The 13,042-nt window shown below is 33.9% G+C and carries 7 protein-coding genes; 6 read left to right on the top strand and 1 reads right to left on the bottom strand.

Features of this window, described 5'->3' with window-relative positions; genetic code table 11:
* The first annotated feature begins 32 nt into the window (after positions 1-32).
* Together OQ292_RS21575 and OQ292_RS21580 are read left to right on the top strand one after the other, a co-directional pair.
* A complete protein-coding gene (locus OQ292_RS21575; RefSeq protein WP_284686501.1) occupies positions 33-3,194 on the top strand; it encodes an efflux RND transporter permease subunit in 3,162 nt (1,053 codons plus the stop codon).
* 107 nt (positions 3,195-3,301) lie between these two features.
* Positions 3,302-4,636: a TolC family protein gene (locus OQ292_RS21580; RefSeq protein WP_284686502.1), complete on the top strand. Its 1,335-nt coding sequence runs from the start codon at positions 3,302-3,304 to the stop codon at positions 4,634-4,636.
* A 160-nt stretch (positions 4,637-4,796) separates the two neighbouring features.
* Here the strand turns inward: OQ292_RS21580 and OQ292_RS21585 are convergent, their stop codons facing one another.
* Positions 4,797-5,444, bottom strand: coding sequence for a hypothetical protein (locus tag OQ292_RS21585; protein ID WP_284686036.1), 648 nt, complete (start codon positions 5,442-5,444; stop codon positions 4,797-4,799).
* Between the two features lie 504 nt (positions 5,445-5,948).
* On the opposite strand from OQ292_RS21585, the gene OQ292_RS21590 reads away from it, so the two are divergent.
* The 4 genes from OQ292_RS21590 (at position 5,949) to OQ292_RS21605 (ending at position 12,813) form a co-directional block, all read left to right on the top strand.
* Positions 5,949-6,566, top strand: coding sequence for an RNA polymerase sigma factor (locus tag OQ292_RS21590; RefSeq protein ID WP_284686037.1), 618 nt, complete (start codon positions 5,949-5,951; stop codon positions 6,564-6,566).
* Positions 6,567-6,718: 152 nt separating this feature from the next.
* Positions 6,719-7,762 carry a FecR family protein gene (locus OQ292_RS21595; RefSeq protein ID WP_284686038.1) on the top strand — a complete coding sequence of 348 codons (1,044 nt, stop codon included), beginning with the start codon at positions 6,719-6,721 and terminating at the stop codon, positions 7,760-7,762.
* Between the two features lie 160 nt (positions 7,763-7,922).
* The gene (locus OQ292_RS21600; protein WP_284686039.1) at positions 7,923-11,351 is read left to right on the top strand and encodes a SusC/RagA family TonB-linked outer membrane protein; all 3,429 of its coding nucleotides are present in this window, start codon (positions 7,923-7,925) and stop codon (positions 11,349-11,351) included.
* Between the two features lie 28 nt (positions 11,352-11,379).
* The gene (locus OQ292_RS21605) at positions 11,380-12,813 is read left to right on the top strand and encodes a RagB/SusD family nutrient uptake outer membrane protein (RefSeq protein WP_284686040.1); all 1,434 of its coding nucleotides are present in this window, start codon (positions 11,380-11,382) and stop codon (positions 12,811-12,813) included.
* Positions 12,814-13,042: the final 229 nt, after the last annotated feature.

Consider the following 13,042-nt stretch of genomic DNA (forward strand, 5'->3'; position numbering starts at 1 on the left):
TACAATTTAATCATTAACGAAAAAATCTATTAATGTTTAGCAGATTTATTCAGCGCCCGGTATTATCAATTGTAATATCACTGGTAATAACCATCATGGGTCTTTTGGCAATGTTTCAACTACCCATTTCGCAGTTTCCAGATATCGCGCCACCAGAGGTAAACGTAAGTGCAGAGTTTGCCGGTTCTAATGCCGAAACTTCTATTAAGGCTGTAATTCGACCTTTAGAGATGGCAGTAAACGGAGTGCCTAACATGCGCTACATGACTTCAGAAGCTGGTAACGATGGTGCCAGTACCATTCAAATTAGTTTCGAAACGGGAACAGATGTAAATGCAGCAGCGGTAAACGTTCAAAACAGAATTTCTGAGGTAATTAGTAAACTACCAGAAGAAGTAAGACTTTATGGAGTAAAGGTGGGTAAGGAGATTAACAGTATGTTGATGTACCTCAATATATCCAGTTCAGACACTACAATGGATGAAAAGTTTATCCACAACTTTGTTCATATAAATATTCTCGAAGAACTCAGAAGAATTAAAGGGGTTGGCTTTATTGATATTAAAGGACAGAGAGAATACGCCATTAGAATTTGGTTAAAGCCAGATAGGCTTGCTGCTTACAACCTTTCTGCCGATGAGGTAATTGAAGCATTACAAGATCAAAATGTAGAAGCTGCTCCTGGTACTGTTGGCCAAAGCTCTATGAAAGAAGCTCAGTCGATGCAATATATTCTAAAATATACTGGTCGATTTACAGATGAAAAGGAGTATGAAAACATTCCTCTAAAAGCGACTAAAGATGGTCAAATACTGAGAGTTGGAGATGTTGCAGATGTAGAGCTAAGTACGGTAAACTACGATACTTATGCCAAAGAAAATGGCCAACCTTCCGCAGCGATTGTGATTAAGCAGTTGCCTGGTTCTAATGCGCAAGAGGTAATCGATCGTATTAAGGATAAAATGGAGGAGTTGAAAGAGAAAACCTTTTTACCCGGAATGGAATACACGATGGGTTATGATGTTTCTCGCTTTTTAGATGCATCAATGAAACAAGTTTTCAAAACCTTTATAGAGGCATTTATACTGGTATTTATTGTTGTATTTATATTTCTGGGTGATTTTCGCTCAACACTTATTCCAGCAATTGCGGTACCTGTATCGCTTTTAGGTACTTTCTTTTTTATACAGTTGTTCGGCTTTTCTATTAACATGATAACATTGTTTGCACTAGTTCTGGCAATCGGCATTGTGGTAGACGATGCCATTGTGGTGGTAGAGGCTGTACACGCCGAAATGGAATCTTCTAATGCTAATGTTAAGAATGCTACTATCTCAGCTATGAAAAAGATCGGGGGAGCTATTATAGCGATTACGCTTGTAATGTCAGCCGTATACTTCCCCGTTTCTTTTATGTCTGGGCCTGTTGGTATTTTCTACAGACAATTTTCTGTTACATTGGCAGTAGCAATTATACTATCAGGAGTTGTTGCTTTAACACTCACCCCAGCACTTTGTACACTCATACTCAAAGACACACACCATCAGAAAGACACTAAAAAAACATTGATTTCCAGATTTATAGATGGATTCAATAATAGGTATAACAGGATGTCAATTAGGTACAGAAAGCTAATCGGACTCATAGTAAACAGAAGGTTAATTACTTTTGGCATCCTGATTACCTTCTGTATTGCTACTTTCGGTATTAGTTCTTTTGTTCCAGGAGGATTTATTCCTAATGAAGATCAAGGTATACTTTATGCCAATGTTTTAACTCCTCCCGGTGCAACAGTAGAAAGGACTCAGGAAGTTGTAGATCAAGTTCAAGAAGAAGCGAATAAGCTTGATGCAGTTCAATCTGTTTCAACCTTGGCAGGTAATAACCTATTCTCAGATGGTACAGGTTCTCCTTATGGAACCGTGCTTATCAATTTAAAAGATTGGAACGACAGAAAGGAATCTGTTGCAGAAATTTCTAAAATAATGAAAGCACGCACCAGTCATATTAAAGGGGCAAGTATCGATTTTGTTTCGCCTCCGGCTGTACCGGGTTATGGAAATGCAGGTGGATTTGAATTTAGGTTTTTAGGTAGAGCAGGCAACGACGACCTCAAGAAAATGGAAGTGGTGATGAAAGATTTCATTACTGAATTAGAAAAAAGGCCAGAGATACAAAATGCTTTTTCACTTTTCGATAATAACTATCCACAGTATTTACTGCATGTAGACTACGACAAAGCAGCTCAGAAAGGCGTATCTGTAAACAATGCAATGGGTACTTTACAAACTTTATTGGGTAGTGAGTGGGCATCAGACTTTATTAGATATGGTAAAACCTATCGCGTAATGGTGCAGGCACATCCAAGTTACAGAGCTTTGCCAGAAGATGTACTTAAGCTGTATGTAAAGAATGATGATGAAGAAATGGTACCTTATTCTGCTTTTATGGAGATTGAAAGAGTATTAGGACCTGAGCAAGTTACCAGATTTAACATGTATACTTCTGCTACAATAAATGGAGACACTTCTCCGGGATTTAGTAGTGGTGATGCCATTAAAGCAATACAAGAAGTGGCGAAAGAAAAATTACCAAACGGATACGATATTGCTTGGTCGGGCATGACCTACGACGAAGTAGCCATTGGAAACCAGAGTGTATATATTTTCATTATTTGTTTGTTGTTTGTGTACTTGTTGCTGTGCGCACAATACGAAAGCTTTCTACTTCCATTACCTGTAATACTTTCGTTGCCAGTTGGAGTTTTTGGCGCTTTCTTCTTGCTATTTGTATTTGGCTTAGAAAACAACATTTATGCACAAGTTGCTTTAGTTATGCTCATAGGCATGTTGGGTAAAAACGCCATTCTTATTGTGGAGTTTGGAATTCAAAAACAACAAGAAGGCTTTACTCCATTAGAAGCAGCGATAGAAGGAGCCGCATCCAGATTGCGACCTATCTTAATGACTTCTTTTGCTTTTACAGCAGGTTTAATTCCGTTAATGTTTGCTTCGGGAGCAGGTGCAATTGGAAACAAAACAATAGGAACAGCAGCAGCAGGAGGGATGTTATTCGGAACTATTTTCGGTGTAATTGTTATCCCCGGATTGTATTACATGTTTGCTTCTCTCGCATTTAAACAAAACAATGAAATTGAGGGTAATCACACACTCGAAATTAATCAATCAAATTAAGATCAATGTTGAGATTAAATAAGTCAGCTAGCATTTTTTTGCTTAGCCTGTTAATGATATATAGCTGTAAACCAACTAGCCAATTAAATGAAAATAAAAAGCTAGTGATGCCAGCAGCATATGCTACATCAATTAATTCAAATACCGATTCAATAAACATCACTTGGGAAACTTGTTTTTCCGATCCTTTACTAACTGCCCTTATTGATACCGCTCTAAACAACAATTTTGATGTTTTGAGCATGTTGCAAAGAGTTGAAGCTGCCCGTGCTGAAATACTCTTTGCAAAAGGGCGAATGTTGCCAACAGTAGATGCTGGAATTTCTGCAGGAGTTATCAGATTGGGCGAGTACTCAGCAGATTGGGCAGGCAACGAAGGTAGCCAGTATGTAAACGGTGAGATGATGACACAGAGAATTCCTGATTATTATTTAGGATTTTCTGCATCTTGGGAAGCCGATATTTGGGGAAAACTTAAAAATCAGAAAAAAGCGGCATATTCAAGATATTTATCAAGTGTAGAAGGTAGCAATTGGGTAGTTACCAGTTTAATTGCTGAAATTTCTAGTATTTATTACGAATTACTTTCATTAGATAATCAACTAGAAATTATTCGTGAAACCATACAGATTCAAGAGAATGCACTGGAAATTGTAAAGATTCAGAAAAGAACTGGTACGGCCAATGAGTTGGCTGTAAAGCAATTTGAAGGTCAGTTGTTAAATACAAAGAATATGGAAAGAGCTTTGTATAAAGAAATCATTAGCACAGAAAATATTATCAACTTTCTGTTAGGTAGATTTCCGCAGCCAATAGAGCGATCACCCGCTTTATTTTCAAATGAGTTTCCCGAAGGTTTAGCCCCAGGTATTCCTTCTACTTTGTTGCAACGCAGGCCAGATATTAGAGAAGCAGAATTTGAGTTAATGGCAGCAAAAGCAGATGTAGCTTCTGCTAAAGCAGCATTTTTGCCATCACTAAATGTTACTGGTGATATAGGATTTAATGCTTTCGATCCTTCTTATCTCATTAGAACGCCAGAGTCAATTGCATATGGTTTACTGGGAGGTTTAACGGCTCCCTTAATTAATAGAAGTGCAATTAAAGCAGAGTTTAAGCAGGCTAATGCTTACCAATTAGATGCTTTATATAACTATCACAAAACGATATTGAATGGTTATGTTGAGGTGGCAAACGAAATGGTAAATCTTGATAACCTAGATGAAATGTATGCTTTTAAAAGTGAAGAAGTTGAAGCGCTTAATCAATCAATTGATATTTCTACCAGATTATTTAGAACAGGTAGAGCCAATTATTTGGAAGTATTATTGGCACAACAAAATGCCTTAGAAGCCAAATTGGATTTAATAGATACAAGAAAGCAGCAATATTTAGCACTTACCAAAATCTATAAAGCATTAGGTGGAGGTTGGTATAAGTAAAAATTAGTTCTCAGTAGAATATGTTTTCATGATGTAATTGTTAAAAGCTATCAAAAACAACCTACTCAAAGGGAAATCTTTGAGTAGGTTGTTATATGATATAATGATTTTTAAAGAATATTAGTGAGTTATGTAAAGATTAATTGATATCAGTTTTTTATCAATCTAATTTTAGTTTTACATTTTCTTTCCAAGTTTCTATATCATTACCATCCCAAGAACCATTTAAATTTAATTTAAAATCTACAGATTCCCCATCATGATCATATAATGTACCTTTGGCATTTACACTGAAAGTATTTCTGTTTTTAGAATCTTCTCTTTCAAAAGAGGTTTGGTCATTATCATTTATAATAGCAAATGCCTCTCCTGAAGCATAAGCAGGTTGATCTTCTAGTAGCGTACATATATTTTCATTAAATGGATCAATAGTACCTTTTAATATCTCAAAATGGATATCGCCCTTCCATTGAATCTTTGTACGAGTTTGTTCATTATTAGGAATGTTTACACTCTGAAATGGGATTAATTGGAATGGGAAAGTGGTATTTGTAGGGTCACAACCCATCTGAGCATAGAGTCCGATAACAACAGTTAGTTCTTTTTCATAATCTACTATAAATAAGGCTGTATTAAAGTTGTAACCTTCCCCCCTTGTAACAATAAAACCTGATTGAGATGGAGGAGAGTCAACTTTTTTCGATTTTCTTAAAAATGATTTTTCTTCATCTTCAATAGGAATAATAGAATCACTCTCGCAAGAAAAAATTAGAAACAAAAAAGAGGCATAGTAAAAAAGGCTTTTCATAATGTTTAAGTTTAGATTTATGTAATGATATTAATTTTTATAATTGCTAATAGGAGATGTGATTTAACTACAATAGATCGATGATCTTATCAATCGACAATGAGACAAATAAAAGTTGAATGGTATTTATTTAATTGTCATTATGTTCAAAAAAATTGGTCATTTGTTCAGGTTGCTAAAAAATAGAAGGTATAAGTGGAGCTAAATTGCATTTCAAAATATTCATTGATAAACTATCAAGTGGCTTTAACTTATTAAAATAAAAGCTAGGAATTATATTTCCCCCTTTCTGAATAGAAGTTATTGCGAAATATGCTCAAATCATGAAACCTGCCATGATAAGATAATCACAATAAACCCTAAACCAAGCATCAAAAATCAATTCTTTAAATAGTTTCTCTATACTTGAAAAGCATTTTTCCAAAATTCAATATTTGGAAATTATCAGAAATTATGATTCTTTTATATAGTGGCCAATTTGCTAGCTGGAACTGAAGAATACATATGAAAAGTGAAAATTTGATAGATATTAACGATCAAGGTCTGTGGGATCAATTAAAAAATGGAAGTGAAAAGGCCTTAGAGATTATCTATCAACAAAATTATCAGATACTCTTTAGTTTTGGTTATAAATTTATTTCTGATAAGAGTACTGTTAAAGATGAAATACAAGAGTTATTTACCAACCTTTGGAAAAATCATCATAAACTGAGCAAGGTAGAAAAGATAAGACCATATCTTTTAAAAGCCTTATATAATTCGTTGATTAAGAAAAAACAAAAGAGTTCTAAGGAAGTGGTTATACAAGACTATAATGAATTCAAATATGAGGTTATATTTTCTATAGAGCAGAATATAATTGAACAAGAAGAGAGTGAAGGAAGATTAAAGAAAATACAGGAAGGATTAAATCTATTATCGAAAAGAGAGAGGGAAATTATTTACTTATTTTTTTATGAGGGTTATAACTATAATCAAATAGAAGATATTACGGGATTAAAATATCAAAGTATAAAAAACTTAATGCATAGGGCCATTCAACGATTAAAGAATGTAATTTATTTAGCGTCTCTTTTGCTTATATCGCAATTAATTTGGCAGATTACATCTCCTTTTATTTAATATTTAAAGCTCTATTAATCATATAAAAGCCTTAAATATTATTTCTAATTTGGGTTTCAAAAATTGATTTTTTAAAAAATCTGAAAAAAAAATAAAAAAAGTTGAGTACCTAAATCAACTTTTCAGATCATACCTACAAACAACCCAAATAAATGGATTATAAAAGTTTCGATATAGAGGATTTCATGACAGATCAGTCATTTTTAAATTATTATTTAGGTGCAAATCCAGCAGATGTTAAATTTTGGGTAGAATGGTTAAAAATAAATCCAGAGAAAGCTGAAATAATAGCTCAAGCAAAATATAAATTAGATATTATATATAATAAACTACCTGATAATGAATATGATGAGGAGTATGCTAAATTTAAAAAAAATATTAGCTTAATAAAGCCTTATAAAAATATCGATGATACAGTAATTAGGGAAATGCCTGGTTGGAGATCTTATTCTAGATTAGTTGCAGGTTTATCTTTGCTAATAGTGTTTAGTCTTTTGTATTATACTTGGCAATCTCAAAACTCAACTGAAAGTTTGTCGGAGTCTGAATTACCTAAAAGCAATATGATTGAGAAGTATGCGAATAAAGGGCAGAAAAATACAATTGTATTAAAAGATGGCTCTAAAATTAAATTAAATTCGGGTAGTAAAATCAGGTTCCCAGAGAATTTTGAAGAGGATAAAAGAGAGGTGTTTTTAGAAGGAGAAGCTTATTTTGAGGTTGAGCATAATGCTTCCCAACCATTCATTGTAAATAGTGGAGGAATTAGAACTAAGGTACTTGGCACATCATTTAATATCAAAAATATTGAGTCTCATAACAAAGTGGAGATTGCATTAGTGACTGGTAAAGTGGAAATTGTAAAAAATGCTTCTCACGAAAAAGTTACATTATCTCCAAATGAACTTTTAGAAGTTGATAATGAAACAAATGATATGTCTAAAAGAAGTTTTGAACCTAGTAAAGAGCTGGGCTGGAAAGACGGTATTATTCAATTTAAAGAAGCAAAAACAGATGAGATCACAGAAGTATTAGAAAATTGGTACGATACCAAGATAGTGATTAAAAATACTCCTTCTAATAAAGGTTTTACTGGAGAGTTTGATAATGAAAGCCTAGAAACAGTACTACAAGGGCTAAGCTTTTCAATAGGTTTTAACTACAAATTGGAAGGTAATACTGTGATTATTTATTAAATTAATATAAATCATAATATTAAAAAATTATGCCTATGTAAATATAACTTTTTCAATAATATATACTAACTAAAAAACTCTTAAGCCAACGGGTTTGGTAGACAGGTTGAACTTAAGAGTTAAGAGTTCTTGATTTTTTCAAACAAAAACATTTAAAAATATGAAATTGAAAATACTAAGACAAGTATTACTTATGTCTAAATATGGATTTTTAGGAATATGCCTCCAAGCATTGTTTTGCAGCCTATTATTGGCAAAAGAAACAAATGCCCAAAAAGTAAGTATGGAGGAAATTTACATTACAGCAAATCTCAAAGATGCAACTATTAAAGACGCTTTTGATTTAATCTCGCTTAAAACGCCTTTTAAATTTGCCTATGAACTTACAAATGCAGATTTAAAAGAGAAAGTAGACTTGCAGCGTCTTAATTCAAATTATCATAAAGAAACACTGGCAAATCTTTTAAGAGATATCTCCAAAACCTCAAATCTTAAATTTAAACGCATTAATAATAATATTTTTGTAAGTGCTAAAGAAGCTTTTGCAGATCCTATAGAAGAAATTATATCATTAAATAGTTTCCAAGTTAAAGGAGTAGTTACATCTTCAGATGATGGCGAACCATTGCCTGGTGTAAGTATTCTAATAAAAGGTACTCAAACTGGTACTACAACTAACTTAAATGGTGAATATACCTTAGATGTAAATGAAGGAGATATACTTCTATTTAGTTTTATTGGCTATCAAACTCAAGAAGCAACAATAGGTTCCAAAACAACCTTAAATATTGCATTGGAGTTTGACCAAGAGCAGTTAGAAGAAGTAATTGTGATTGGATATGGTACGGTAAAGAAAAGTGATTTAACTGGTTCTGTATCAGCGTTAAAATCGGAAGATTTAAATCCGGGAGCCAATGCTTCTGTAGATCAAATGATGCAGGGTAGAGCTGCTGGTGTTCAAATTTCACAGAGTAGTTCGGAGCCAGGTGGTGGATTATCAATCAGAATTAGAGGATCAAGTTCAATTAATGCTGGTAATGAGCCTCTGTATGTAATAGATGGATTTCCGATTGACAATAGTTCTAATCTATCAGGAAGTGGTCTTTCATCAGATCCAAATAATGTTGGCGCAGCACAAGCGATTGGCTCTAATTTATCGCCCAAAAATCCTTTAAACTCATTAAATCCAAATGATATAGAGTCGATAGAGATTCTTAAAGATGCTTCTGCAACAGCAATTTATGGCTCTAGAGGTGCAAATGGAGTTGTATTAATTACCACCAAAAAAGGGAGCAATGATAAATTAACCGTAAGTTATAATACATACTTTGGTACTCAATCTGTTGCAAAACAAATTGATGTTATGGATGCTGAACAGTATATGAATTTTATTAATGATATTTCGGCAGACAGGGGTAACTCAGAAGTATTTTCAACATCAGATATTTCAACAATAGGTTCTGGTACAACTTGGCAAGATGAGATTTATAGAAGCGCTCCTATTTCTGATAATAATGTTTCTTTATCTGGTGGAGTTGGCAATTCTAAAATTTATGCTTCTATCGATTACTTTAATCAAAAAGGTATTCTCAAGAATACAGGTATAAAAAAATATATTGGAAGGCTAAATCTTGATTCTAAGTTAGGTGAAAATACCAATATCGGCTTTAATATCAATACAAGTCATATTGCAGATCAAAACGGAATAGATGGTGTAAATACAAATGAAAGTGCAGGCCCGATTTATACTTCTTTGTTATACGATCCTACAGAACCAATTTTTAATGCAGATGGATCTTATGCTGTGTCTGAGAATCTTACAATAAATAATCCGATGAGCTTAATTGATGGTGTTAAGAGTAAAAGCCAGACAGATAGAACTCTTGCTAACTTTTATGTTTCGTATAAAATTATTGATGGATTAATAGCAAAGCTGAATTTAGGCTCAGACATTTCAAATGTTAAAAGAGATGTATTTGTGAGCACACTTACAAATAGAGGAGAAGCCCTTGGAGGATATGCTGATGTAACATCGTCCAGACGGTCAAGTATACTAGGTGAGTATACCATGAATTACTCCAAAGAAATAAATGAAAACCACAGATTTGATGTACTCGGTGGAGTAACTTACCAGAAGTTTTACTTTAGTGTTTTTAATGCTAATATAAATGGTTTTCCAACTGATGATATTGAAACAAACAACCTAAGTTTAGGTGATACCAATACTGACAATTTGTATAGTAACAAAGAAGACAATACACTATTCTCTTATTTAGGAAGGATAAATTATACTTTGTTTGATAAATTTCTTTTGACAGGTTCAATTAGAGCAGATGGTTCTTCACGCTTTGGAGATAACAATAAGTATGGCTATTTCCCATCATTTGCTTTCGGTTACAAAATGTCAGAAGAGGCTTTTGTTCCTGATTTTTTTGAAGAACTTAAATTTAGAGCAAGTTGGGGACAAACAGGTAACCAAGAAATTTCGAACTATGCCTCCCAACTTACTTTTGGTACAGGATCATTTGTAGTGTTTGACGGCCAAATACAAGGAAGTACCAATCCATTAAGAATAGCAAATCCTGATTTAAAATGGGAAACAACCACCCAATTTAATGTGGGTCTTGATGCAAGTATGTTAAGTGGCAGAATAAACGTTACTTTAGATTACTTCTCTAAAAGCACAACCGACCTCTTATTTAACTTAGCTTTACCACAGTCTTCTGGTTATTCTTCTATCTTGACTAATGTTGGTGAAGTATCTAATAAAGGTGTAGAAATACTTATAAATTCTACGAATATCTCAACAAAAGACTTCTCGTGGAACACTTCTCTCAACTTCACCTCAATTAAAAATGAAGTAGTAGATTTAGGCAGAATTGATCAAATTACTACAGGTTACTTACAAGTAGTTGGGGGCAACTCTGCTATAATTAAAGAGGGATCGCCACTAGCTTCTTATTATGGATATGAAATTACAGGCATCCAGCAAGAAGGCGATGAAATACCAGGCTATCCGAAATTCAAAGATCAAAATGGTGATGATCAAATTACTACAGCAGATCAAACAATCGTTGGAGATCCTTTTCCAGATTTTACCTATGGAATTAATAATCAATTTGAATATAAAAATTGGGGTTTGAGTTTTTTCTTTCAAGGAATGGAAGGGGGTGATTTATTTAATGTAATGGCAGCGGAAAGCATGTATCCAGCTAATGACAGAAGAAATCGAATGACAATGATGATGGATAGATGGACACCAACAAATACAGATGCTGCATGGCCATCAGCTACAAATCCAAATTCTTATCCGGCTGGTTCAGCAGGCAAGGTAAATTCACTAACAATTATGGATGCATCTTATTTTAGATTGAAAAATGTGCAAATCAGTTATAATGTACCTACACAAAACATTAGTTTCCTAAGCACATTGCGCTTATATGCCACTGGACAAAACCTGTTTACAATTACAGATTATCCAGGCTACGATCCTGAAGCAAATGCATTTGGTAGAAACAATGTGAAGGTTGATTATGCGAGCTATCCGTTGGCTCGTACATTCATGGTAGGCTTAAATGCTACATTTTAATAATTTGCCAATTTAAACTATATAGAAAATGAAATCATATAAAATATATATATTATTTGCATGGGCATTTTTAAGTGTAACAGCTTGTGAAGAGCCTTTAGATGAAAATATTTACTCTCAGTTAACACCATCAACTCTTTTTACAACAGAAGATGGAATTAGTTCAGTAATGAATTCTGCATATGCTTATTCTCATCGAGCAGGAGTGGTAGAAACTTGGTCTGCACTTTATTTGGGAGCGAGTGCAGCAGGCGAAATTTGGGGTGCAGGTGGAAGTATTGAAGCATTATGGACACAGCTACAAGATTTTACTTGGACAGCCACTCATGCACAAATTATATCTCTTTGGCCAAACTATTATTATGGTATTAGAGATGCAAATATAGTTTTAGATAATATCGAAAATTCGGCATTTAGTGATGATTTTATCAAAACAACTACAGCAGAGGCACTTTTTGTAAGAGGTTGGTGCTATTCAGAATTATTCAACCTTTATGGACCACTTCCATTGTACACATCATCAACCGACGATCCTTTACAGGCAAGAGCCACAGAGGCTGAAACAAAAACCCAAATTGAATCAGATTTAACCAATGCACTAGCAAGTTTACCAGATGTTTCTGAGTTTGGTAAAGCCAATAAAGGAACGGCTCGCGCTGTACTGTGTAAGTATTATTTAAACTCAAAGCAATGGCAAAAAGCAGCCGATATGGCACAAGCAGTAATCGATATGGGTACTTATAGCCTACAAGCTAACTATAGTGACATATTTTCACTTACAAATGAAGGAAATAGTGAGATGGTGTGGGCATTACCAAAAGATGGTGCGGTGCAAGATGTAGCTAACAACTATCTGGCACTAACCTATCCTAATAAGGCAACTTATCCGGAGCCATATCCAAATAATAACTCTTATGCTGCGGTAACTTATCTGTTTGATGACTTTGTGAATTCTTTTGACCCAGCAGACATAAGGAAAGAGCTAATCGTGACCTCATGGACCAATGTTTCTGGAGTTCCTCAACAGGGTTTAGGTAATGATAAATCAATCCCTGGCAAGTATCCTTGGGATCCAAATTCAGTAAGTGCCAATCAAGGAAATGATGTTCCTGCAATCCGCTATGCAGATATCTTGCTTTCCAGAGCAGAAGCATTAAATGAATTATCAGGTCCTACACAAGAGGCAATTGATCTCATTAATCAGGTTCGTGAAAGAGCACAGGCGCCATTATTACAACTTGCAGATTATGATCAAAGCTCTTTATTGAATGCAATTTTACAGGAAAGAAGATGGGAGTTTTTTCATGAAGGAAAAAACAGAGAAGATTTACTAAGACATGATATGTTTATATCTGATGCAGTAGCAAGAGGAAAAAATGCTACGGCTTATCAAGCTTTATATCCTATTCCGCAATATGATATTGATGCGAATCCTTTATTAGAGCAAAACGATGGTTACTAGTATTTGATGGTTACAATTTTAAAAATAATTGCTTTATAAAATATTAAGGCAGCAGTATCAATTGCTGCCTTTGATTACTTTTTCTAAAGAAAATGAGTAAAAGACAAAAAAGAATATTGTTTTGGTATTAATATATATAATTTGGGTTTCTACGAGATGGGTTTTCCGAAATTTATTAAATATCTAATTTAAATAAGCTTTAGTTAGTATGATCTAAAATCTGCTAGAC

Origin of the sequence: Chondrinema litorale (assembly GCF_026250525.1) — a bacterium.
Taxonomy (GTDB): Bacteria; Bacteroidota; Bacteroidia; order Cytophagales; family Flammeovirgaceae; genus Chondrinema; species Chondrinema litorale.

Bases quoted from the DNA above. Each gene is read 5' to 3' on its own strand.
- OQ292_RS21580 (WP_284686502.1), top strand. From the start codon at position 3,302: ATGCCAGCAGCATATGCTACATCAATTAATTCAAATACCGATTCAATA.
- OQ292_RS21600 (WP_284686039.1), top strand. From the start codon at position 7,923: ATGAAATTGAAAATACTAAGACAAGTATTACTTATGTCTAAATATGGA.
- OQ292_RS21595 (WP_284686038.1), top strand. From the start codon at position 6,719: ATGGATTATAAAAGTTTCGATATAGAGGATTTCATGACAGATCAGTCA.
- OQ292_RS21590 (WP_284686037.1), top strand. From the start codon at position 5,949: ATGAAAAGTGAAAATTTGATAGATATTAACGATCAAGGTCTGTGGGAT.
- OQ292_RS21605 (WP_284686040.1), top strand. From the start codon at position 11,380: ATGAAATCATATAAAATATATATATTATTTGCATGGGCATTTTTAAGT.
- OQ292_RS21575 (WP_284686501.1), top strand. From the start codon at position 33: ATGTTTAGCAGATTTATTCAGCGCCCGGTATTATCAATTGTAATATCA.
- OQ292_RS21585 (WP_284686036.1), bottom strand. From the start codon at position 5,444: ATGAAAAGCCTTTTTTACTATGCCTCTTTTTTGTTTCTAATTTTTTCT.